This window comes from Aeromonas sp. 603079 (genome assembly GCF_049172135.1).
GTDB classification, from domain to species: Bacteria; Pseudomonadota; Gammaproteobacteria; order Enterobacterales; family Aeromonadaceae; genus Aeromonas; species Aeromonas veronii.
On the sequence record NZ_JAAKPX010000005.1, the window covers coordinates 188,676 to 212,010 of the forward strand.

22 protein-coding genes and 2 tRNA genes are annotated in these 23,335 nt (G+C 57.4%); 17 read left to right on the forward strand and 7 right to left on the reverse strand.

Translation table 11 applies throughout. The annotated features are described in order from the left end of the window. Positions 1–38 precede the first annotated feature (38 nt). The 6 genes from G5287_RS05310 to G5287_RS05335 all read right to left on the reverse strand — a co-directional run bounded on the left by G5287_RS05310 (position 39) and on the right by G5287_RS05335 (position 7,549). Positions 39–629: an HAD family hydrolase gene (locus G5287_RS05310; protein WP_201998107.1), complete on the reverse strand. Its 591-nt coding sequence runs from the start codon at positions 627–629 to the stop codon at positions 39–41. A 66-nt stretch (positions 630–695) separates the two neighbouring features. Next, positions 696–1,799: an EAL and HDOD domain-containing protein gene (locus G5287_RS05315; protein ID WP_216952069.1), complete on the reverse strand. Its 1,104-nt coding sequence runs from the start codon at positions 1,797–1,799 to the stop codon at positions 696–698. A gap of 4 nt (positions 1,800–1,803) precedes the next feature. Further along, entirely contained in the window at positions 1,804–3,444 is a 1,641-nt protein-coding gene (locus tag G5287_RS05320; protein WP_227341411.1) for a GGDEF domain-containing protein, read from the reverse strand. Positions 3,445–3,697: 253 nt separating this feature from the next. Next, on the reverse strand, positions 3,698–5,713 hold the full coding sequence (locus G5287_RS05325) for an exoribonuclease II (protein ID WP_216952067.1): 2,016 nt from the start codon (positions 5,711–5,713) through the stop codon (positions 3,698–3,700). A gap of 86 nt (positions 5,714–5,799) precedes the next feature. Further along, the gene (locus tag G5287_RS05330; RefSeq protein ID WP_216979494.1) at positions 5,800–6,699 is read right to left on the reverse strand and encodes a LysR family transcriptional regulator ArgP; all 900 of its coding nucleotides are present in this window, start codon (positions 6,697–6,699) and stop codon (positions 5,800–5,802) included. Between the two features lie 199 nt (positions 6,700–6,898). Beyond that, positions 6,899–7,549 (reverse strand): acyl-homoserine-lactone synthase, encoded by a 651-nt coding sequence (locus G5287_RS05335; RefSeq protein WP_216979493.1) that lies wholly within the window; start codon positions 7,547–7,549, stop codon positions 6,899–6,901. A gap of 62 nt (positions 7,550–7,611) precedes the next feature. Between G5287_RS05335 and G5287_RS05340 the strand changes: the two genes are divergently transcribed. Then, positions 7,612–8,394, forward strand: coding sequence for a LuxR family transcriptional regulator (locus tag G5287_RS05340; protein WP_216952064.1), 783 nt, complete (start codon positions 7,612–7,614; stop codon positions 8,392–8,394). Positions 8,395–8,588: 194 nt separating this feature from the next. Further along, positions 8,589–9,200: an L-lysine exporter gene (gene lysE / locus G5287_RS05345; RefSeq protein ID WP_227341410.1), complete on the forward strand. Its 612-nt coding sequence runs from the start codon at positions 8,589–8,591 to the stop codon at positions 9,198–9,200. A gap of 81 nt (positions 9,201–9,281) precedes the next feature. Here the strand turns inward: lysE and G5287_RS05350 are convergent, their stop codons facing one another. Next, entirely contained in the window at positions 9,282–11,291 is a 2,010-nt protein-coding gene (locus G5287_RS05350; RefSeq protein ID WP_227341409.1) for a methyl-accepting chemotaxis protein, read from the reverse strand. Positions 11,292–11,552: 261 nt separating this feature from the next. On the opposite strand from G5287_RS05350, the gene ruvA reads away from it, so the two are divergent. The 15 genes from ruvA (at position 11,553) to G5287_RS05425 (ending at position 23,335) form a co-directional block, all read left to right on the forward strand. Next, entirely contained in the window at positions 11,553–12,167 is a 615-nt protein-coding gene (gene ruvA / locus G5287_RS05355; protein WP_216952061.1) for a Holliday junction branch migration protein RuvA, read from the forward strand. An 8-nt stretch (positions 12,168–12,175) separates the two neighbouring features. Next, positions 12,176–13,186, forward strand: a complete 1,011-nt coding sequence (gene ruvB / locus G5287_RS05360; RefSeq protein ID WP_005335744.1) for a Holliday junction branch migration DNA helicase RuvB — start codon at positions 12,176–12,178, stop codon at positions 13,184–13,186. A 934-nt stretch (positions 13,187–14,120) separates the two neighbouring features. Next, positions 14,121–15,677: a cytochrome ubiquinol oxidase subunit I gene (locus tag G5287_RS05365; protein WP_227341407.1), complete on the forward strand. Its 1,557-nt coding sequence runs from the start codon at positions 14,121–14,123 to the stop codon at positions 15,675–15,677. An 11-nt stretch (positions 15,678–15,688) separates the two neighbouring features. Beyond that, complete coding sequence (gene cydB / locus G5287_RS05370; RefSeq protein ID WP_005335741.1) at positions 15,689–16,825, forward strand: cytochrome d ubiquinol oxidase subunit II; 1,137 nt, start codon at positions 15,689–15,691, stop codon at positions 16,823–16,825. A gap of 14 nt (positions 16,826–16,839) precedes the next feature. Continuing rightward, positions 16,840–16,956: a cytochrome bd-I oxidase subunit CydX gene (gene cydX, locus G5287_RS05375; RefSeq protein WP_005304933.1), complete on the forward strand. Its 117-nt coding sequence runs from the start codon at positions 16,840–16,842 to the stop codon at positions 16,954–16,956. Then, a complete protein-coding gene (locus tag G5287_RS05380; protein WP_041202810.1) occupies positions 16,943–17,254 on the forward strand; it encodes a cyd operon YbgE family protein in 312 nt (103 codons plus the stop codon). The genes cydX and G5287_RS05380 overlap by 14 nt, the downstream gene beginning before the upstream one ends. 105 nt (positions 17,255–17,359) lie before the next feature. Beyond that, positions 17,360–17,767, forward strand: a complete 408-nt coding sequence (ybgC, locus tag G5287_RS05385) for a tol-pal system-associated acyl-CoA thioesterase (protein WP_005343212.1) — start codon at positions 17,360–17,362, stop codon at positions 17,765–17,767. 1 nt (position 17,768) lies between these two features. After that, positions 17,769–18,446: a protein TolQ gene (tolQ, locus tag G5287_RS05390; protein WP_216954450.1), complete on the forward strand. Its 678-nt coding sequence runs from the start codon at positions 17,769–17,771 to the stop codon at positions 18,444–18,446. Beyond that, positions 18,446–18,892, forward strand: a complete 447-nt coding sequence (gene tolR, locus G5287_RS05395) for a protein TolR (protein WP_005335733.1) — start codon at positions 18,446–18,448, stop codon at positions 18,890–18,892. Before tolQ ends, tolR begins: the two co-directional genes overlap by 1 nt. Positions 18,893–18,897: 5 nt before the next feature. Further along, positions 18,898–20,028, forward strand: a complete 1,131-nt coding sequence (tolA, locus tag G5287_RS05400; protein ID WP_216979490.1) for a cell envelope integrity protein TolA — start codon at positions 18,898–18,900, stop codon at positions 20,026–20,028. 95 nt (positions 20,029–20,123) lie between these two features. After that, positions 20,124–21,449 carry a Tol-Pal system beta propeller repeat protein TolB gene (gene tolB / locus G5287_RS05405; RefSeq protein ID WP_005335728.1) on the forward strand — a complete coding sequence of 442 codons (1,326 nt, stop codon included), beginning with the start codon at positions 20,124–20,126 and terminating at the stop codon, positions 21,447–21,449. 49 nt (positions 21,450–21,498) lie between these two features. Beyond that, positions 21,499–22,023 (forward strand): peptidoglycan-associated lipoprotein Pal, encoded by a 525-nt coding sequence (gene pal, locus G5287_RS05410; RefSeq protein WP_005304908.1) that lies wholly within the window; start codon positions 21,499–21,501, stop codon positions 22,021–22,023. Between the two features lie 158 nt (positions 22,024–22,181). After that, on the forward strand, positions 22,182–22,982 hold the full coding sequence (gene ybgF / locus G5287_RS05415; RefSeq protein ID WP_167571264.1) for a tol-pal system protein YbgF: 801 nt from the start codon (positions 22,182–22,184) through the stop codon (positions 22,980–22,982). A gap of 174 nt (positions 22,983–23,156) precedes the next feature. After that, a tRNA-Lys gene (locus tag G5287_RS05420) sits at positions 23,157–23,232 on the forward strand. A 31-nt stretch (positions 23,233–23,263) separates the two neighbouring features. After that, positions 23,264–23,335 (forward strand) — tRNA-Val (locus tag G5287_RS05425).

The following is a 23,335-nucleotide window of genomic DNA, read 5'->3' on the forward strand; positions in this document are numbered from 1 at the left end:
CGGTTATCGCCCCTTGCAGGGCGATATTTTTTTACGCACTACGCGGTTATGCCGACCGGTTGACCCTCTTTGACCATGCAGGTCTGCATACCCGCCGCCTCTCCGGCCTGTACCCCGATACCGGTATCTTCAAACACCAGACAGCCTGATGGCGCGACCCCCAACTTGCTGGCGACCAGCAGGAAGGTGTCCGGATTGGGCTTGTGCAGCTCCACATCGTCTGCGGTGACTACCACTGAGAAGTAGCGATCCAGCCCGGTGTTGCGCAGCACCGCTTCGGCGTTGACACGAGGCGAGCCGGTGCCGATCCCCATCGGGATGACGCCATGATAGCGCTCGACCAGCGCCTGCATGGCCGGAAACACGGTCGCCTTGTGCAGGTTGGCCACATAGTGGGCGGTCTTGCAGCGGGTGACTTCGAGCGGATCGAGGGGGATCTGCTGCTCCTGTGCGACCAGCAGGGCGATCTTGCGGCTCGGCATGCCACCCAGCTCATAGAACCAGTCGGCATCGAAGTGAAAGCCAAACTCGCGGGCTGTGTGCTCCCAGGCGGCGAGGTGCAGCGGCATGGAGTCGACCAGGGTGCCATCAAGGTCAAAGACCAGGCCTTGGAATCCGGAAAGAGTCATGGTGCGGGGTCTGTCTCTGAAAAAAGGGAGCCCATTCTAGCCAGTGGCTCCCCGCCTCGCCATCACCTAGCAGGTGAGAAACGCTTGCCCCCACATTTGCGCCTGAAAATAGACGGGGGTGAGTCTGGTCGGGTCGAGCTGGTATTTCGGTGCCAGCTGCTCCAGCAGGGCCCAGTTGCCCTGTTCGTAGGTCCTGACCAGCTGGAACAGGTGGAACAACGGCCCTTCGTGCCGCTCGATGGCTCGTTTTACGTTGTTGGGCAGGTGGGCCTTCAGCGACTCCGATAGCAGGGAACCATCGAGTACCAGCCCTACCAGAAAAGCCCAGCTTGCTTCGCGTTTGTCTAGGGCGGTGAGGGCGATAAGTTCACAGAAGCGACCGCGAGCGATGGCCATCCGGGTAGAGGCCTCCGGCATATGCTGGCTTACCCGGGCCAGGCCGTTGATCAGCACAAACTTGCGGATCTCCTGCTCTCCCAGATAGGAGAGGGCGCGGGAAACCGAGGTGATGGGGGCGGCATGATCGAAGCCGGGGGCGTTGACATAGGTGAGTAGCTGGCCCGGGAGCAAGGCATCCTGCTCCAGCAGGCGGGCCACCTGGGCAAAGGAGAACTCCTCGTGGCAGATGAGCTGGAGGATCTGCTGCACAAGTGCCATGTCGGGCTGGGTGGCACGCTGATTGACCAGCTCGGGGCGGGCGAGAAAACCACCGGCAAAGAAGTCGACTCCGGCCTCTCGCAGCGGGAGAAAGTCTTCCCAGGTTTCGATATCGAGGGCCATCCGCTTGTGTTCGGTGGGCTGGCAGATCCCCTCTTCGCCCATCCAGAATACCAGCAGACGGCTGGCACCGAGCCAGCGTGGCTCACGGCTGACCCCGTGTACGGCAAGCCGGCGTCGACTGTCTCGCCACTGTTCCAGCACCGGAAAGGAAGCTGGTAGCCGTTCGCTGGAGGCTTCGACCAGCGGGATCGCATCCTGATCAAACAGCAGGGGGCGCTGTTCATCGAGCTGTTCGTGGGTGAAGGGCACCAGATATTGGCGCCCTTGTGCCAGCAGGCGGCAATGTTGTGCCAGCGAGGGCCACTCGTCCGGTGAGCCGAGCAGATAATCGATGCCGTAGGCCACCAGGGCCAGGCGGCGATTGAAGATGGGATAACGACGCAACAGCATGGGATCACCGATAGGCCAGAGTGCGCGCCCGTCCTTGAGACTTGGCGTGGTAGAGCGCCTGATCGGCCTGTTCGGTCAGACTCTGCCATGCCTCGTTCAGGGAGGGAACCAGATAGCTAAAGCCTATGCTAACCGTAATGAAATCAGCAACCCGCGAGGCGGGATGGGGCAGTTTTAATCGGGTTAGGCCATCATGGATCCTCTCGGCCAGTTGTTCGGCCTCACCGGGTTGGGGGGCGCAGAGCAGGATGACGAACTCTTCTCCGCCATAACGAGCCACCAGATTGGTAGAGCGTCGCTCGGCCTCCCGCAGTACTCGGGCTACCTGCTGCAGGCACTCATCCCCCTTGGTATGACCGAAGTGATCGTTATAGGCCTTGAAGTCGTCGACATCGATCATCAATACCGCCAGCGGATTTTGGGTGCGCCGTGCCCACTCCCATTCCCGTTGCATGGTGATGTCCCACTGGCGCCGATTGGCGATACCAGTCAGAGGGTCTTCCAGCGAGAGCAGGGAGAGGCGGTGATTGGCCTCCTCCAGTGCCCGATTGGTTTCGGCCAGTTGTATCGTGCGTTCGGCAACCCGCTCCTCCAGCTGGCGGTTGAGGGTTTCCAACTGCTCCTGGGTGCGCTGGCGGATCAGTAACTGTGACAGGATGGCGGCGTACTGTTTGAAAATCTCGCTCTGATAAGCCTTGAGTGGTCGGTGACAGAGCAGGTTGTCGGCGGCGATCCAGCCGATGGGAGTGGTGCCATCCCACAGCGAGACCATGGCGTTCCAGCCACGACCTACCTGCTGTTTCTCGTAGTAGAGGGGGGTATCTTCCAGCACCAGTACGTAGTCCTTACGCCTGAGTGCCTCCTGCACCGTGGGGTGCTCCGGAATGGGGCTGACAAAGTCATGTTCGTCTACCAGCTCTCCCTCTTCGCTGGTGCCCCAGGTGCCGCGCATGGTCTTGCCATCGGGTTCGATCAGGAAGATGGCGACCCGATCGAACTGCAGTTCCTTGCGGGCCAGAAGCACGGCGTCCCGCAGCAGATCGTTCTCGCTGCGGCTGCGGGAGAGGGTGACGCTGACCATGTGCAGCGCCTGCAACATGGTGAGAAAAGAGCCCTGCAGCGCCTGACTCTGCACCAGATCGGTCTGGGTATGGAGCCGCTGATCCCGCTCCTGATTGACCTGGCTGGATAGCAGGTGGTTGCTCAATTCGGCGGTCAGATAGTGGATCAGCAGCTGGATCCCCTGACGCTGGCGTGCAGAGAGGCGGTCGATACGGCGGTGGGTCTCCAGATAGATGACCCCTTCCAGGCTCATATGGCGTTTGAGGGGGAAGCAGGCGCGTAGTCGTTGCTGGGCTGGTTCGACATTCTCACCAGAGTCCGGCGGCTGGTAGATCTGCTCGATCACCAGTTGCCCCTTGTCCATCGCCTTGTCGAGCAGATGGTGGGGCAGGGTCAGTTGACCGAGATGGGCGAGATCAAGCGTAGTCAGCCCCTTATCGAGCTGAAAGCTGTAGAGCTGCGGTTCGGGGGCTTTCAGCCAGAGGTAGAGGCGTTCGGCATCGGTTTTTTCACGGATGGTGGCGAGGCTCACTTCGCATAACTGAGCGAAGTTGGTGAAGTGTTCCGGGTCCCATTCCTGCATACCAGCATCCCTTGGATTGTACCCAAGCGAGTATAAACATATTTCTCTTTGATTAATATGTCAGAAAGGAGAGGTGTCGCACATATTGGTTGCATTCCACGTTATGCGTGGAAACATTCACTGCTTTTACTGCCAACTGTGGCGAAAACTGTGCGTAGTGGCGCCACTTGTGGCAGCGTGTATGGCAGATGCGGGGCAAAAAAGAGCCCGCGCAATGGCGGGCTCTCGGGCAGATGAGATGACTCTGTGCGGCTTACTCAGCCTTGGGGGCTACGTCCGCAGGTGTGCTCTCGGCGACCGGGGCTTCCGGTGCCGGACCCGGTACCAGATCTACCGCCGGCTTGGCGATAAGGGAACGGGTCTCTTCCACCGCTTCGGTCAGCTTCACCTCGATGAGCTGGCCGAGCTCGTAGACCACCTCGGTCTTGTCCAGATAGACGCGACCATTGTCCCAGTTGCACTCCAGGCGATCCTTGTTGTCGAGGATATGACGGGCAGGCATGAAGACCACGGCGCCATTCTCCTGCAGACGCAGCTTGAGGCCAGCACGCATCACGTCGATGATCTCGGCGTTGAACACCTTGTCGGTGCCTGCATCGGCCTTCAGGTAGCGGACATAGAGCCAGTCACCGATGTCACGCTCCACCATGCGGTGCAGGCGGCGGCAGGCGGTCAGGTGCTCGGTGAGCTCGGTGCTCGGGCGCTCACCCGGGGTCTTGCCGGCGATGACGGCTTTGAGCAGACGATGGTTGACCATATCGCCGTATTTGCGGATCGGGGAGGTCCAAGTGGCGTAAGCATCCAGACCCAGACCGTAATGGGCGCCCGGTTCGGAGGACATCAGCGCATAGCTCTGAAAGCGGCGGATCTTGCCATCCAGCCAGCGGGTGTCGAGGTTGTCGATCCAGCGGCGCAGGGCGCAGAAGCCGGAGAGGCTGGCGATCTCGTCGCGCTCGAACGGGGCTTCGGCGCTTTTCAGCAGGTCGATGGCGCCGTCGAGGGACTCTTCGTCAAAGCCGGTGTGAACGTTGAAGATGCCGTAACCGACGCTCTTGCCCAGCACGCGACCGGCGCAGATGTTGGCGGCGATCATCGACTCTTCCACCATGCGGTTGGCGATGCGGCGCGGCTCGACGTGGATAGCCAGCACTTCGCCATTCTCGCCCAGCTCGAAGTCGTAGTCGGGACGATCCGGGAATACCAGCGCATGCTCGGTGCGCCACGCGATGCGTGCTTCGGTCATCGCCTTCATCAGCGGCAGCTGGGCCAGCACACCTGCGTCGATAGCCAGCTCTTTGCCATGCTCAGCCCAGTCGGAGACGTCGTCATAGTTGAGACGGGCGTGGGAGCAGATGCGGGCGGCGAAGAACTCGGTCTCCTCCAGCAGCAGACCATCTTCGGCGATCAGCAGACGGGCGCACAGGGTGTTGCGCTCCTCGCCCTCTTTCAGGGAGCAGAGCTCGTCGGAGAGGGTGCGCGGGATCATCGGCACGTTGCGGCCCGGCATGTAGACGGTAAAGGCGCGCTGGGCGGCCTCTTTGTCCAGCTCGCTCCCTTCGGCTACATAGGCGGTCGGGTCAGCGATGGCGACCAGCAGCTCCCAGCCGTTGTCCAGCTTGGTGATGGCCAGCGCATCGTCCATATCCTTGGTCTTGGCACCGTCGATGGTGAAGAAGGGGACTGCGGTCAGATCGCGACGGGGCAGCTCTTCCTCTTCGATCACCTTCCACTCCGGCAAGTCAGCCGGCTCGACCTGGGCCAGATTGTGGCGCGCCAGCACCACCCACCAGGGCACATTGTGATCTTCCTGGGCGGCGATCTTCTGGATAATCTCGGCAGAGAAGTTGCCGTCGACCAGCGCATGGCGCTTGAGGGTCGCCACCACCCAGTCACCTTCCTTGAACTCTTTCTCATCCAGACCCTTCTTGACGCGGGCCTTGATGGCATCCTTGATCAGCGGATGGTCGGCAACCACGTTGAGGCGGTCACGGAACATCTTGACCCGGGCCACGAAGCGGGTGACGGACTGCTCCAGCAGGGTATCCGGCTCGGCCACTTCCTTCTCTTTTTCGGTGCGGATCAGGGCGGTCACCCGGTCACCGTGCATCACCTTCTTCATGTAGGGAGGCGGCACGAAATAGCTGGTCTTCTCATCGACTTCCAGAAAGCCGAAGCCCCGGTCCGAGGCGCGGATCACACCCTCTTTCTTCGGGATGTTTTCGCGGATTTGTTGCTTGAGCTGGGCCAGCAGCGGATTGTCTTGGAACATAAATGGGGAACCTGAGTGGAGACCTGATGAAGAAACGCCCAGCACTATACGTTTTTAGCCCTGCAAAGCCAAGGTGAATGGCCTGATCAGCGTGGTTTCAGAGAGCTGCGGGCATAGTCGATGAGCCGTAAAGAGAGCTGTTTGTGTACCCCTTTTTCCAGTACCCAACGGTGCCAGTAGAGTCGCTCCGTCAGGATGCGCTCTGGGCTGAGGTTGACCAGTGAGCCACTCTCCAGTTGTCTCCTGATCTGTAATTCCGGGATAAGACAGTAGGCCACTCCCTGTTCGGCCATGGCGACAAAGGCCTCCGACGAATGAACCGTATGGCAGGGGTAGCCGCCAGGCTCCAGCCCGAACTGCTCCCTCATAAAGCTTACATGCATGTCATCTCGCTGATCGAACGCTACTGCCGGTGCCTTGGCCAGTGCTTCCCGGGTCAGACCGCGAGGAAAATGGCGAGCCACAAAGGCCGGGCTGGCGGTGAGCAGATAGTTCATCTCACCCAGCTCGTCGACACAGCAACCAGCCAGCGGTTGGGGGCTCAGGCTGACCGCGCCGAAGGCCTGTCCCTCGCGCACCTTGTCGAGGGTGCGGCACTCGTCATCCACCAGCAGGTTGAGTTCGATGGGATGCTGCTCAAGCAAGGGAGTAATCGAGGGCAGAAACCAGGTGGCCAGGCTGTCGGCATTGACGGCGATACTGATCCGGATGGGTGCTTGTGGTGTGGCGGGAGCCAGCTCACCAGCCAGTTCCAGCTCTAGCTGGTGGACCTGACGATAGTGTGCCAGCAGCTTCTGGCCGAGCTGGGTCGCCTGCAACGGCTGGCTGCGGATGAGCAGCGGCTCGGCAAACTGTTGCTCCAGTAGTTTGATCCGCTGGGAGATGGCGGACTGGGTCATGTGCAGTGATTTGGCGGCCCGCTCGAAGTTCTGCTCCTGCAATACCGCATCCAGTGCCCGCAGCAGTTTGTAGTCCAGCTCTTTCATCTTCCCTCCCTTGCGTTGCTTCTGGGCTGACTCTACGTCACTCGGCAGGGGACAACAATGGGTGGCGACAGGGCCGTTACGCTGTGATTTCTGACAGTAGTGATCAGGTTGTTGAGGGAGGATACTGCCCGCTGACCCATGGGTTAGCCTGCGGGCTCATAGCGATCTGTTTATCCCGGGTCTGTTTTCCCGGGATTTTTTATGGCTGCGTTGCCAGCGCCGGTGATGGTTGCTGCAGTAGAGAGTGGCTGGTTTGATAGTGGCCCAGCAGAGGTTTGCCAACGGCACGGGCGAAGCGTTCATCCAGATGGAAGCGGATCCCCACCCCGCGCACGGCCCCCAGATCCACCGCCTGGCGATGGCCGAGGCGCTCGATGGGCAGGCCGAGGCGGCGGAAGATGCGCTCTACCGGCAGGCTGACGACAGCGACCAGCTCACGGATCCCGTGAGCATGGGCGAAGGCATAGACTTCGCGAAAGATGACGCAGGTGAGCTCGCTGACGCCATTGACCATCCGCGGAGCACGGCTGGCATCGATGGCAAGACGGGTCAGTTCCCAGACATCGGGGGTACGCGGTGCACTTTCACCGGCAAGGGCGGTGGGGAAGATGGTGGGCAGCATATAGGCATCGGCACAGTTGAGCAGGCGAATACAGCCGCATAGCCCTTGCTTATCCTCGATCAGCACCCAATGGGTGTCTGGCGTATCAAAACTGTCACGTTCAAGTCCCCGATGGGACTCTACATCCCAGCCGAGCCGGTCGGAAAAGACGCGATTTCGAAAGCGATAGAGTTCATCCTCTACCTCATTTCGTGGATGCTCTCTCAATTTTCCTTTGAAAACCAACATTATGGGCCCTCTGTCTTGCTATTCGCCGTTATAATCACATGTCTGGCCAAGGGGGCTTTCATATGAAAAGAGACCAACTGCTTGAGTATCTCGAACATTTCACTTCGGTGACGGATGGCAACCGTCTGGCCGAGCTGATCGGTCACTTCACGCTCGGGATGGGCTACGACTACTACCGCTTCGCGCTGATCCTGCCGATGTCGATGCAAAGACCCAAGGTGGTGCTGTTCAATCACTGCCCTGACTCCTGGGTGCAGGCCTATACCGAAAACAACATGCTGGCATGTGATCCGGTGATCCAGCTGGCGCGCAAGCAGACCTTGCCCATCTACTGGAATCGCCTCGATGAGCGAGCAAGCTTTCTGCAAGAGGGAAGCATGGATGTGATGGGGCTGGCAGCCGAGTTCGGGCTGCGCAACGGCATCTCCTTCCCCTTGCACGGTGCCGCCGGGGAGAACGGGATCCTCTCCTTTATCACGTCCGAGCGGGCCTCGAGCGATCTGCTGCTGGAGTCGTCGCCGATCCTCTCATGGATGTCGAACTACATCTTCGATGCCGCAATCCGGGTGGTGCGTTTCAGCATGATGGACAGTGCGGGCAAAGAGCCCCTGACCGAGCGCGAAACCGAGTGTCTGTTTTGGGCCAGCGAAGGAAAGACCTCCTGCGAGATAGCCTGCATCCTCGGCATCACGGAGCGCACGGTCAATTACCACCTCAATCAGGTCACCCGCAAAACCGGCTCCATGAACCGCTACCAGGCCATTGCCAAGGGGGTGGGGACCGGCTTGCTGTTGCCCAATCTGGAGCAGGTGGTGGTCACCAATTTTCCCCGAGTGTTGCAGTAGTCCGAGTCTCACATGCCACAGATTCTCCTGCTGCTGTATGAGGGTCACAATTGTCAGATCCGGTAATTGACAAGGGATTGAATAGAAAAGCTTCATCATTAGCAAAATGAATGAACCAGTAAATCAATGAATTTCTAAGAGGGAACAGGGCTCGCTATAGTGCCGTTCATTCATCACTTCGAACGGAACTTTCCATGCTGCTGACCACGACCCTGCAAGGCTTCACCATAGGTCTTGCCATGATCATCCCCATCGGCGCCCAGAATGCCTTTGTGCTGAGCAGAGGCATCCATCGCAATCACCATCTGCTGAGCGCCACACTCTGCAGTTTCTGCGACCTCATTCTGATCGCTATAGGGGTATTTGGCGGAGCCAATCTGCTGGCTGCCAGCCCGATTGGCATGATGCTGCTTACCTGGGGCGGCGTGCTGTTTCTCGGCTGGTTTGGGGTTCGCTCCCTGCGCAGCGCCTGGCATGGACAGGAGGGCGGACTGGCCGACTCTTCGCAACGGATGAGAGCCAGAAGCGTACTGGCCATGACGCTAGGGGTCACCCTGCTCAATCCCCATGTCTATCTCGATACCCTGATGCTGCTCGGCTCCCTTGGCTGTCAGGTGAGCGAGTCCCTGCGTCCGGCCTTTGCTGCGGGGGCCATGCTGGCCTCGCTGGTGTGGTTTTACTCGCTTGCGCTGGGTGCAGCGGCACTGGCGCCTTGGCTGGCCCGCAGCCGGGTGCAGCAGGGGATCGATCTGCTGGTTGGCATCATCATGCTGAGCCTGGCTGTTCAACTGGCCATAGGACGTTGAGGAAGTTAAGGCGGCAGGAATGAGCGACCGGTAACAAAAAGATGACACTCATATGAGTGGCATCTTTACTATTGGAGGGGCTCAGACTCTGAACTGGGAGAGCAGGCGCTGTTGCAGCAGGCTGGCCTGATGGAGCGAGGAGGCGAGTTGCAGACACTCCTGCGCCTCCTGTTCGCCGGTTCTGGCTTGCAGACTGATGCCGGAGACCTTGTCAGAGGAGTGGCTCAGGGTGTGTGACAGTTGACCTGTGGCTACGGCCACCTGCTGCACCATGTCGGCCAGCTGGTCGATGGCGCCTTCCACCTTGAACAGGATCTGCTTGGTGTTCTCGGAGTCCTGCATGCCGGACTCCACCGTCTTGAGGTTGCGCTGCATCATCAGGTAGGCGCTCTCGGTCTGCTGCTGGATGCTGCTGATCACCTGGCTGATCTCGGCGCTTGATGTCGCCGTGCGATTGGCCAGGGTGCGCACCTCGTCCGCGACCACAGCAAAGCCACGTCCCATCTCCCCCGCGCGGGCTGCTTCGATAGCCGCATTGAGGGCCAGCAGGTTGGTCTGCTCCGAGATTTCGCTGATGGTGGAGATGATCTGGCCGATCTGGCCCGCCTGCTCCTTGAGGGCGTTGATGGCGATGGCGCACTCGCCCACCTCCTGCACCACCCGCTGCATGCCCGCACTGGCAGAGGCGACATATTGGCTACTTTCGGTGGTTAGCTGGCGCACCTCGTTGGCATTGTGGGCCGCCATGCTGCAGTTGTCAGAAATACCGGTAGCGACTTGTACCATTTGTTCACTGTCCTGATGCAGGGCCAGCGCATGTTCGGCGGTCTGGCGGCTGCTCTGGCTGATCGCCTCCACCCGGTTGACCGAGGTGTGAACGTGTTCGCTGATGTGCCGGTTGTTGTCCATGGTGGAGCTGATCATCTTCTGCAATTTCTCGATGAAGCGATCCACGCTGTTGGCCAGCGAGCCTATCTCGTCATCCCGCTGCAGGTTGATGCGGGCGTTGAGATCCCCCTCGCCGGCGGCGATATCCTGCATCCGTTTGTCCACTTGCAGCAGCGGGGTGACCAGCTTGCGGGTCAGCCAGAAGCCACAGAGGGTGACCATGATCAGGCTAAGCAACAGGCCGCCCAGCAGCAGGGTGCGGGTTTGGCTGATGATGCCGTTGAGCTGGACTACCTGATCCTCGACGGTGGCATCACCGCTCGCCTCGATGGCAACCAGTTGTTGCTGTAGCTGGTCGGCACTGGCCTCATAGAGAGCCTGCTGGGCCTGATAGCTGCCGAGCGCCTCGATCCACTGCCCCATCAGCTGCTGATGTCGGGCCAACAGGGTGCGATACTGTGTCGCCAGCGGCTTGCCGGCAAATTCGCCGGTTCCCTCGATATCGAACAGCCCGGTACCGAGCATGCTGTCGATCGCTTCGTGATAGAAATCGGTCGCCTCTTTCAGCTCGACCTTGATCGCCTCCGTTACCCCTTGTCTGCGCATCTTCTCCAGCGCATAGAGCTGGCGCAAAAAGCCGATATTGGACTCCATTCCCCCGTCGGCCGCTTCCCAGCGGGTGGAGAGGCCGCTGTTCCAGCTGATGGTCTGGTCGGGGGCCTGGGTCAGCACCTCTACCGCCCCATCGCCAATCACCTCCAGCTGGGTCGAGAGTCGTGCCATCAGCTCGGCGTTGTGATGCAGCGCCTCATCAACCTCGGTATAGGCGTGATAGAGCGTCAACAGCTTCTCTTGTTGTTGTTGATAGGCCAGCTTCTGCTGCTCCATGGTGGCCAGGACTGCGCCATCAATGAGCTGACCCTGGCTGACCCGGGCCAGCGCATCATCGGTCGCCGCCTTGGCGGCATCAAGCTCGGTGCGATTGAGCGGGGTGCCGTTTTGCATCTTCTGAATCTGTAACTGTTGATTGCCCAGTTCGATGGAGCCTTCCATGGCGCCATCGGCGGTCTGCCAGGCGCTTCCCAACACATAGGTGAGCAGGCCGGCCAGCCGCTGGCTGCCATACCAGCCCACGACCCCCATCCCCAGCGTGCAGCCGAGCAAGATGGCAAGACCCAGATTGGCGGTGGTAACAATTTTCATATGATGGCCTTCCTTGGTATCTGCATTGGCATCAATTTCGGTTCCGAACGGATTTAGTGTAGTGGCTCATGCCCAGTCGGAGTCCGGTACGGTGCAGAAACATCCCGTACACGCAGGCTGAACCAGATCAAGCATGGTGGCCAATTTGCGAAAAAGCTTCTCCGGATACCAGGGGGTTGCTGCCCTATGCTGGATACTTATCCAGTTATTCTTTATGCTATGAGCCAATTTGCGAATAGTTGTATTGGTGAGGAGAGAGCCGTGATTGGTCGCTTGAGAGGCATTGTCATTGAGAAGCAGCCCCCCGAGGTCTTGCTGGAAGTAGGCGGGGTTGGTTACGAGGTTCATATGCCGATGAGCTGCTTCTATGATTTGCCGGAGATCGGCAAGGAGGCGACCATCCACACTCACTTCGTGGTGCGGGAAGATGCCCAGTTGCTCTATGGTTTTAACCACAAACAGGAGCGGGCGCTGTTCCGCGAGCTGATCAAGACCAACGGAGTCGGCCCCAAGCTGGCGCTGGCTATTCTCTCCGGCATGACAGCTACCCAATTCGTGCTGAGTGTCGAACGTGAAGAGATAAGCTCTTTGGTCAAACTGCCGGGAGTCGGCAAGAAGACCGCCGAGCGTCTGGTGGTGGAGATGAAGGATCGCCTCAAGGGCTGGGTCAGTCACGACCTCTTCTCCCCGGCCATGGTCACCCTGCCAGCCAGTGAGCCAGAATTGCGGGCACCGGATGTGACCGAAGAGGCGGCCAGTGCGCTGGTGGCCCTCGGTTACAAGCCGCAGCAGGCGAGCCAGATTGTCAGCAAGATCGCCAAAGAGGGGATGTCGGTGGAAGATATCATCCGTGAATCCCTGCGTAGCCTGGTATGAGGTAGTTGATGATTGAAGCAGACCGCCTCATTTCGGCCAGTGCTGCCCGTGAGGATGACATTATTGACCGGGCTATCCGCCCCAAGAAGCTGGCTGACTACACCGGTCAGGATACCGTCTGCGAACAGATGGAGATCTTTATCGAAGCGGCCCGTCAGCGGGGAGAAGCGCTCGATCACCTGCTGATCTTCGGTCCGCCGGGTCTGGGCAAGACCACCCTCGCCAACATCGTCGCCAACGAGATGGGGGTCAATATCAAGACCACCTCCGGCCCGGTGCTGGAGAAAGCGGGGGATCTGGCGGCGCTGCTCACCAACCTCGAACCGAACGATGTGCTGTTCATCGACGAGATCCATCGCCTCAGCCCGGTGGTGGAGGAGGTGCTCTATCCGGCGATGGAGGATTACCAGCTCGACATCATGATCGGGGAGGGGCCAGCGGCTCGTTCCATCAAGCTGGATCTGCCTCCCTTCACTCTGATTGGCGCCACCACCCGGGCTGGTTCACTCACCAGCCCGCTGCGGGATCGCTTCGGTATCGTCCAGCGGTTGGAGTTCTACAACGTCAAGGATCTGACCGATATCGTCTCCCGCAGTGCCCGTTGTCTGGGGCTAGATATGACGGAAGATGGTGCCATTGAGGTCGCTCGTCGCTCTCGTGGTACGCCGCGGATTGCTAACCGTTTGTTAAGACGAGTGCGTGACTTCGCCCAGGTCAAATCCGATGGCCGGATCGATGGCCCCATCGCGGCCCGCGCCATGGACATGCTGGATGTCGATAACGAAGGTTTTGACTTCATGGACCGCAAGTTATTGTTGGCTGTGATAGACAAGTTTATGGGGGGCCCTGTGGGTCTCGATAATCTGGCCGCCGCGATCGGGGAGGAGAAAGATACTATCGAAGATGTGCTGGAGCCTTATCTGATCCAGCAAGGGTATCTGCAACGTACACCCAGAGGACGGATTGCGACCACACGAGCCTACGCTCATTTCGGTCTTCAGCGACCAGATGAGAAGTAAAAACAGTCGTTTGAACATGAAACCGCCGTCAAAGGCGGTTTTTTGTTATCCGGGCAAAAAAAAGCCCACGGCGGATGCGGTGGGCAAAGACAATTCAGGATGGATGTTCACAGACAGTGAGTGCGTCTGGACACAGACCGGAAAATAAACAGGTGAGCCGTCGCGAGCTCTCAGAGTCGGTTCAGTTGATAGAGCTGAACAAAGGAAAGCTTGTAGTAACGGATGGTTTTAGCAACAAACTTTTTCATCTTCGATTCCAATAGACAGGTTCAAATTGATGGTCGAATACGTACCGTGAACCCGGATTAACCGGCCTGTATCCAAGGGTATGCCCTCACTGCGAGGCGCATTGTAGGAGCTCGTATCGGCCCGGGCAAACAAGAAAAATTGCAACCTTCAAATTAGTTTATCTAATGTAGTGATTGATGAAATTGGTTCGCATGAGTATGCATTGTTTGTAGTTTTAAATTGAGTTTTCGAATCAGTTCGCCTGACCTGGATAACATGGAAAAAGGCGCGTCATCGACATTTTTCAAATTAAATGGGGTGGCCGGATGTTAAATTCTTAAATTGATTTAAATCAATATTTTACGCATTGTCATCTTTTGTGATCTGGCTCGCTTCAATAATCGTGAAATAGATTAAACATGGCTTTGAAAGCCATGTATGGCGGGTCCTTTTACATTGATTTCAATCAAATAAAGGTGATATAAAAACCCGGTCATAATGAGCGAGAATAAATTGAAGCTTATTGTTTTTTAATTGTTAAACATTAGCTTTGTTTGTGTTTTCGCGTTGCCTTGTTGTTAATATTGGTGGTTACTGAAAGTGTTTTGTTGTGATCCGTCTCAACGGGGCCCATTCGATAACCCCCAACGGAAGCTTTGTGCTTAAAACTTAAAATAGCCGTGCCAATAATCGGTGAGGAAACATCATGATTGCTGAGCATGTGGTAGACCTATCGCGGTTCCAGTTCGCTGCGACGGCCCTTTATCACTTTTTGTTTGTACCCCTGACGCTGGGAATGGCCTTTCTCCTGGCGATCATGGAATCCGTCTATGTGATGACCAACAACACCATCTACCGGGACATGACCAAATTCTGGGGTAAGTTGTTTGGTATCAACTTTGCCCTGGGGGTCACCACAGGTCTGGCCATGGAGTTCCAGTTCGGGACGAACTGGGCGTACTACTCCCATTATGTCGGCGATATCTTCGGGGCCCCGCTGGCTATCGAAGGGCTGATGGCCTTCTTCCTGGAGTCCACCTTCGTCGGTATGTTCTTCTTTGGTTGGGATCGTCTGAGCAAGCATCAGCATCTGGCTGCCACCTGGTTGATGGCGCTGGGTACCAACCTCTCCGCCCTCTGGATCCTGGTCGCCAACGGCTGGATGCAGAACCCGGTCGGTGCCGAGTTCAACTTCGAATCCATGCGGATGGAGATGATGAGCTTCGCTGACGTGGTGCTCAACCCTGTTGCTCAGGTCAAGTTCGTCCACACTGTGGCGGCTGGCTATACCTGTGGCGCCATGTTTGTGCTGGGTATCTCCTCCTACTACCTGCTGAAGAATCGTGATGTGGCGTTTGCCCGTCGCTCCTTCGCCATTGCCGCTGCGTTCGGTATGGCTTCCATCGTGTCCGTGCTGATCCTCGGTGACGAATCCGGTTACGAAACCGGTGAAGTGCAGAAGGTGAAACTGGCCGCTATCGAAGCCGAGTGGGAGACTGAACCTGCTCCGGCCGCCTTTACCCTGTTCGGTATTCCGAATCAGGAAGAGATGCGCACCGACTACGCCATCAAGATCCCCTATGCACTGGGCATTATCGCTACCCGTTCTCTGGACGGTCAGGTAACCGGTCTGAAGGATCTGAAGAGCGAGCACGAACTGCGCGTTCGTAACGGTATGACCGCTTACGACTTGCTGACCAAGCTGCAATCCGGTGACAAGTCTGACGAGACCCGCGCTCGCTTCGACGAAGTGAAGCAGGATCTGGGCTACGGTCTGCTGCTCAAGCGCTACACCAGCAATGTGACCGATGCTACCGACGAGCAGATCAAGGCCGCCGTGGATGACTCCATCCCGCAGGTTCTGCCGCTGTTCTTCGCCTTCCGCATCATGGTTGCCGTCGGCATGCTGATGCTGGTACTGATTGGTATGGCCTTCTATGACAGTGCCCGTCACCAGATCGGCCAGCGCAAGTGGCTGCTCAAGGCTCTGCTGTGGGGTATCCCGCTGCCGTGGATCGCCATCGAAGCTGGCTGGTTTGTTGCCGAATATGGTCGCCAACCGTGGACCATTGCAGAGGTGTTGCCGACTTCCCTCTCTGCATCCAACTTGCCTGCAGCCGAGATCTGGTTCTCTCTGATCGGTATCTGCCTGTTCTATACCGTACTTCTGGTTATCGAGATGTACCTGATGTTCAAGTATGCCCGTCTTGGCCCCAGCAGCCTGAAGACTGGCAAGTATCACTTTGAACAGATCAAGGCATAAGGAGAGCGACCATGTTTGATTACGAAACTCTGCGTGTCATCTGGTGGGCTCTGGTCGGCGTACTGCTGATCGGTTTTGCCATCACTGACGGCTTCGACATGGGGGTAGGCGCACTGCTCCCGTTCGTCGGCAAGAAAGATGTCGAGCGCCGCGTGATGCTCAACACCATGGGGCCGCACTGGGAAGGTAACCAGGTTTGGCTGGTCACTGCCGGTGGCGCCTTGTTCGCCGCCTGGCCGATGGTGTATGCCGCGACCTTCTCCGGCTTCTACATCGCCATGATCCTGACCTTGATGGCGCTGTTCCTGCGTCCGGTCGGTTTCAAGTACCGCTCGCTGCGTGCTGATGCAAAATGGCGCAGCAACTGGGACTGGGCCTTGTTCGCCGGTAGCGCCGTACCGCCCATCGTCTTTGGTGTGGCCTTTGGCAACCTGCTGCAAGGCGTTCCGTTCGAGTTTAACCAGTTCATGATGTTGACCTATCACGGCAACTTCTTCGGCCTGCTTAACCCGTTCGGCATTCTGGCTGGTCTGGTGAGCCTGTTCATGCTGCTCACCCAGGGCGCAACCTGGTTGATGATGAAGACCGACGGGGAAGTGCTGGCACGTTCCCGTACTGCCGCCATGATCTGCTCACTGCTGACTCTGGTGCTGTTTGCTGCCGCGGGTTGGTGGGTAAGCGGTATGGAAGGGTATGTCATCGTCAAGGCTGCCGCGACTGACGCAGTATCCAACCCGATGAACAAGGAAGTTGTCCTGCAGGCTGGTGCCTGGATGAACAACTACACCCTCTATCCGTGGATGGTGGCTGCCCCTGTACTGGGTCTGGCCATGAGCCTGCTGACTGCGCTGTTTGCCCGCATGAACATCGGCTGGCTGGCGTTTACCAGCTCCTCGCTGGCGATTGCCGGGGTCATCCTCACTGCCGGTTTCTCCATGTTCCCGTTCGTGATGCCCTCAAGCCTTGAGCCGTCACTGAGCCTGACCATGTGGGATGCTACCGCCTCTTTCAACACCTTGCAGGTGATGACTGTGGCTGCAGCGATCTTCGTACCGATTGTGCTGGGTTACACCATCTGGACTTACATCAAGATGTTTGGCCGGGTAACCAACAAGCACATCGAAGATAACCAACAATCTCTCTATTAAGAGGTGCGCTGACAATGTGGTATTTCACCTGGATCCTGGGGCTGTTGCTGGCCTGTGCATTTGGCATCATCAATGCGCTGTGGCTGGAACACACCGAGAACATGGATCGTCAGATCGATGAAAACAAGTGATCGACTCGCCAGGCTGGCCGCTCCACTGGAGCGGCAGCCGTGGCAGGGGTTGATGTTACTCGCGGCGGCCTTGTTGGCCGTCGCTATTTTACAGGCCCCCAATCTGATCGCGGCCAACACCAGCGAGCATGGTCTCTGGCTTGCTCCCTGGCTGATGTGGGCCGTCTGTTGTGGCGTACTTAACGGGCTTGGCTTTCATCTGAAAAGCCTGCCCGGACGTGTGCTGTTCAACCCCTGGCTCGCCTGGCCCAGTTTGTTGTATGGCCTCTGGCTGACACATTCATATTTCCTTTCATAAAAAACGGGGGGAGGCAGGATTTCCCTGTCTCCCCCTGCTTCTTTCCTATTCAGCCCTGCGCTATGATAGCCCCCCATCTGACTGTCGAATGGATCACAGATTGTTATGGGGGAAGTCTTTGAGTTTCCGGTACGTGTCTACTACGAAGACACCGATGCCGGGGGCATCGTCTACAACGCCAATTATCTCAAGTTTATGGAACGTGCTCGCACCGAGTTTCTTCGTGCCAAAGGGGTCGAACAGGACGTCTGGCTGCAGGAGGGATATGCCTTCGTGGTGAGCCGAACTGAGATCGATTTCCGCTCGGCGGCCCGTTTTAATGAACTATTGAATGTATTAACGCAAGTGATTGAAGTGAAACGCGCATCCCTGCGTTTTTCGCAGCAGATCCTGGCGGCTGATGGACGACTCGTCACCCAGGCTTTGGTACAGATAGCCTGTGTAAGTCATCCGCAAATGAAACCTGTAGCTATACCTGAAAAAATCAAGGGAGTGCTGTTAAGTGCACGCTGAAATTTCGTTTATTGGCCTGTTTTGGCAAGCCAGCCTGTTGGTAAAACTGGTCATGATCACCCTGATGAGCATGTCTATTGTCTCCTGGGCGCTGATTATCCAGCGTTCCAAGGCGATCAAGGCGGCCAATCTCGCATCGGAACAGTTTGAAGATCGCTTCTGGTCAGGGGTCGATCTCAATCGCCTCTATCAGGAGTCCTCTTCCCGCCGCGATGATATCGAAGGCATGGAAGATATCTTCTACTCCGGCTTCAAGGAGTATGCCCGCCTGCTCAAGGCCGGGGCCCGTGGTCAGGATGCGGTGATGGATGGTACCTACCGTGCCATGCGCGTCTCCCTCTCCCGTGCGGTGGATGATCTGGAATCCAACCTGCCGGTGCTGGCGACCATCGGCTCCATCAGCCCCTACATCGGTCTGTTCGGTACCGTATGGGGGATCATGAACGCCTTTATCGCCCTGGGTCAGGTGCAGCAGGCCACCCTGCAGATGGTGGCACCGGGTATCGCGGAAGCGCTGATTGCGACCGCCATGGGTCTGTTTGCCGCTATCCCGGCGGTAATCTTCTACAACCGCTTCTCCAACAAGGTCGAGCGGCTGGAGAACGCCTACGCCAACTTCATGGACGAGTTCACCACCATTCTGAACCGTCAAATTGCTCAGCAGCAGGGTGATCAGTAATGCAAACCTATCAGCGGATCCGGCGCAAGAAGGTGGCCGAGATCAACGTGGTTCCCTATATCGACGTCATGCTGGTGCTGCTTATCATCTTTATGGCGGTCACGCCGGTGATCACGCAAGGGGTCAAGGTGGATCTGCCGCAGGCTGAGTCCGAGCAGTTGCCGGAAGATGCCAAGCCGCCCTTCATCGTAAGCGTCAATACCGAAGGCGAGTATGTCATCAAGGCTGGCGAAGCCGATGACGAGCCGGTGCCAAGTGGCACGCCAGAGGCGATGCAGCAATACATCACCGAAAAAGCCATGGGCTATCTGGCGATCAACCAGAATGCCCCCGTGGTGGTCGCGGGTGACAAGGCCGTGCGCTACGAAGAGGTGATCCTGTTGATGGTGGCCCTCAAGAATGCGGGTGTGCCTCAGGTTGGCCTGATGACAGATCCGGTGAACTAACGGAGATGGATGTGAAGCGTGGTATTTCCGGTTATCTCATCGCGTCGTTTCTGCTGCACCTGATCATCGGCATCATCCTGTTTGTCGGGCTCGATTTCAGCAAACCGAAACGACCCGAATCGAAGGGGCAGATCGTCAATGCCGTCATGCTTGATGAGAACTTCCTCAACGAGCAGGCCAAGCAGATCCAGCAGCAGAAAGCTCAGCCCAAGCCGCAGAAGGTAGAGAAAGAGAAGGATAAGGAAGATACGGATCTTGCCAAACGCGAACTAGCCCAGCAGCAGGAACGGCTGCGTATTGCCGAGGCCAAGCGGAAAGAAGCAGAAGAGGCGACCCGCAAGGCCGAGGCTGAGAAGCAGAAAAAAGTTGCCGAGCAGAAGCGGGCGGAAGAGAAGGCGCAGAAAGCCGAGGAGGCCCGCAAGCTGGAAGAGCAGAAGGCCAAGAAGGCGGAAGCCGAGCGCAAGGCTGCTGAAGAGGCCAAGGCACTGGCGCTGAAGAAAAAGAAAGAGCTCGAGAAAAAACAGGCGGAAGAGAAGGCTAAAGCCGAGGAGGCCAAAGCCAAGAAAGCGGAAGCTGACAAGAAGGCCAAGGCTGAGGCAGAGAAGAAAGCCAAGGCAGAGGCTGAGAAAAAAGCCAAAGCCGAGGCTGAGAAGAAGGCCAAGGAAGAGGCAGCCAAAAAGGCAAAAGCTGACGCAGAGAAGAAAGCCAAGGCTGAAGCCGAGAAGCAGGCCAAGATCGCGGCAGAACGCAAACGCAAAGCGGCCGAGGAGGCCAGACTGCAAAAAGAGATGGAAGCCATGATGCAGCAGCAGCTGGCGGCTGAAGCCAATGCCCGCAGCCAGGCTGCCTCTGCAGCGGCACAAGGTGAGGTCGACAAGTATGCGGCGCTCATCAAGGCCACTGTTGAGCGGTATATGATTTTAGATCCCACCATGCGGGGCAAAACATGTACTATCGGCGTACGTCTTGCGAGCAGTGGCTTTGTCATATCGGTAGATAACGGCCAGGGTGACCCGGCGGTCTGTCGTTCGGGTAAGGCGGCTGTCTTGAAAGCCAATCAACTGCCAGTGCCCAAGGATCCTGCGGCATTCGAGATGTTGAAGGAATTTAACCTGAAGTTAGAACCGAGTATCTAAGCGTGATAAAACGAGGTTGCTTGCCTCCGGTTGGCAACCTCTCGCCGAGAAAGGAATTTAACCTCTCATCTTTATTGGAACCGAGTATTTAAGCCATGATCAGAAAAGTATTTTTTGCTTTGGTTGGCTGTTTGTTGCTGGGCCAGAGTGCCCAGGCGGCCCTGGACATCGTCATCACCGGCGGTATTGATAGCGCACGCCCCATCGCTGTCGCCCCCTTCAAGTGGGAAGGCAACGGGCAGTTGCCGCAGGACATCGCGGAAGTGGTCTCCAACGACCTGATGCGCAGCGGCAAATTCAAGCCGCTGGCCCGTGGCCAGATGCCGCAGACCCCGAGCAGCAGCAGCGAGATCAACTTCGCTCCCTGGGCCTCCCAAGGGGTTGAAGCCGTGGTGGTGGGTTCCATTTCGGCAGTCGGTGACGGCACCTACAAGGTGAACTTCGAGCTGGTCGATGTGCTGAAGGGTCAGCTGGCCAAGGCACAAGGTGGCGAGAGCAACGGTTACATTCTGGATAGCCGTATGGCGACCATCCCGGGTGCCCAGATGCGCCAGTTTGCCCACCGTATCTCCGACATCGTCTATGAGCGTTTGACTGGCGAGCGCGGTGCCTTCCTGACCCGTCTGGCTTACGTCTCCGTACAGCAGGGTACCCAGTTCCCGTACCAGCTGCGCATTTCTGACTACGACGGTTACAACGAGAAGACCCTGCTGCGCTCCCGCGAACCGTTGATGTCTCCGGCCTGGTCGCCGGATGGCAGCAAGCTGGCTTACGTGAGCTTCGAGAACCAGAAGTCCGAAATCTACGTGCAGGATATCTACACCCAGCAGCGCAGCCTGATCACCAGTTTCCGCGGTATTAACGGGGCGCCGGAGTGGTCTCCGGATGGTCGTCGTCTGGCTATCGTTCTCTCCAAAGATGGTTCACCGAACCTCTATGTGGTTGATGTCGCTAGCAAGCAGCTGACCCGCGTCACAACCAGCCGTGTGATCGACACCGAACCCTCCTGGATGCCGGATGGGCAAAATTTGTTGTTCACCTCTGAACGTGGTGGCAAACCCCAGATTTATAGCGTAAATTTGGCGACTGGTATGACTCGCCGGATGACTTGGGAAGGTGAATCCAACCAGGGTGCATCCATCACTCCTGATGGCAAAATCATGGTGATGGTGACCCGTGTTCAGGGACAGTATCGTATTGCCCGTCAGGACATGGAAAACAATGCCCTGTTGGTCCTTACCCAGAGTGCTCTGGATGAGTCGCCAAGTGTGGCTCCCAATGGCAGCATGATCATTTATGCCACCATCTATCAGGGTCGTAAGAGTCTCGCGTTGGTGTCGACTGATGGTCGCTTCAAGGCTGTGCTTCCGACCAGTAGCGGTGAAATTCGTGCACCAGCTTGGTCGCCCTTCTTGAATTGATAAAAATCCAATTGTTTTTTGTTTTGTTATAAAGGTTTAAGGAAATAGCATGCAACTCAATAAACTGCTCAAGGGTTTGGCCATCGCACTGCCACTGTTCACCCTGGCCGCTTGTAGTTCTTCTTCTGATTCCGACGCCGCTGGCGCCGAATCAGGTATGACCGACGGCATGGGCGGTGTACAAACCGGCGGCGCCAACGGCATGTTGTCCCCGGAAGAGCAGATGCGTCAGAAGTTCGAAGCACTGCAACGTGACAACGTGATCTACTTCCCGTTCGACGGTTACGATATCCAGGGTCAGTACGCTGATCTGCTGGATGCCCACGCCAGCTACCTGCGCGAGCGCCCGAGCGTTAAAGTCCTGATCGAAGGTCACGCCGACGAGCGCGGTACTCCCGAGTACAACATCGCCCTGGGCGAGCGTCGTGCCAAGGCTGTTGCCAAGTATCTGCAAACCCTGGGTGTGCAGGCCGAGCAGCTCTCCATCGTCAGCTATGGCGAAGAGAAGCCGCTGGACATGTCCCACACCGAGGATGCCTTTGCCAAAAACCGCCGCGCGGTTCTGGTTTACTAAGGTTTAAACCGAACGAAGTTCGTTTATATGCAAGCGGCCATTTCGATGGCCGTTTTATTTGCACTAAACGCCAAGGTTTGATCCGAATGAAATCTGCATATGCGAGCGACGATGGCGCTGGCCGTTTTATCTGTACTAAACGCTAAGGTTTGATCCGAATGAAATCTGTGTACAAGCAAGCTGTCGTTGCGCTGGCCGTAATGGTTGCTCTGAATGCGCAAGCTGCGGCTCCTGTCAGCGATCTGGGCGGTGACTCGGGTGGTGGCGTTGTCCTTAGTGGCAACAACGGCGCCATCGTGCCCACCGGTAGCCTGGAAGATCGGGTTGCCCTGCTGGAGCGCACCCTCAATGCCCGTCTGCGACTGCAAGCTGAATTGCAGCAACAGGTCGACTCCCTGCAAGGGGAGGTTTCCGAGCTGCGTGGTCAGCTGGAGCAGCAGACCTACCAGATGGAACAGTCGCAAGAGCGCCAGCGTCAGCTCTATCAGGAGCTCGACAAGGTTGCCAGCAGCCAGCAGGCTGCTCCAGCCGCCCCGGCCCCTGCTGCTGCCACACCGGCTGCTGCCGCCAATTACTCAACCAATCAGGATGAGAATCAGGCCTACGACGCAGCGGTCAACATGGTGCTCAAAGAGAAGAACTACGACAAAGCCATTCCGGCTTTCCAGGGCTTCATCAAGCAGTACCCCAATTCGGGCTATGTTCCCAATGCACACTACTGGCTCGGCCAGTTGCTGTTCAACAAGGGTGACAGAGCCGGTGCATCGGCCCAGTTCTCGACCGTGGCCAACAAATACAGCAAATCCCCCAAGCGAGCCGATGCGCTGCTGAAGCTGGGTATGCTGGCGCAGCTGGATGGCAAGAAGGCGGAAGCCAAATCCTTCTATGAGCAGGTGATCAAGGGCTATCCCAACACCTCGCCGGCCCAGTTGGCCAAACAGAGTCTGAGCAAGCTGTAACATTGCTGTATGTCACTGTTTTCGTAACGCTACTGTAAAAACAGCCTGCATTTGTACGCACAGTGAGCAAACGGATTTAAATTACGAATTTTCTGTTGCACCGGAAATTTAAATCCGTAATATAGGCCGCCGTCAGAGCCGAAGCAGTAATGCAGTCGGAACTGGTCGTGGTGAGGGTCGTTAGCTCAGTCGGTAGAGCAGTTGACTTTTAATCAATTGGTCGCTGGTTCGAATCCAGCACGACCCACCATTTTCTCCACTCGGTGGAGACAGAATTCCCAGGTCGTTTAGCTCAGCTGGGAGAGCACCTCCCTTACAAGGAGGGGGTCACTGGTTCGATCCCAGTAACGACC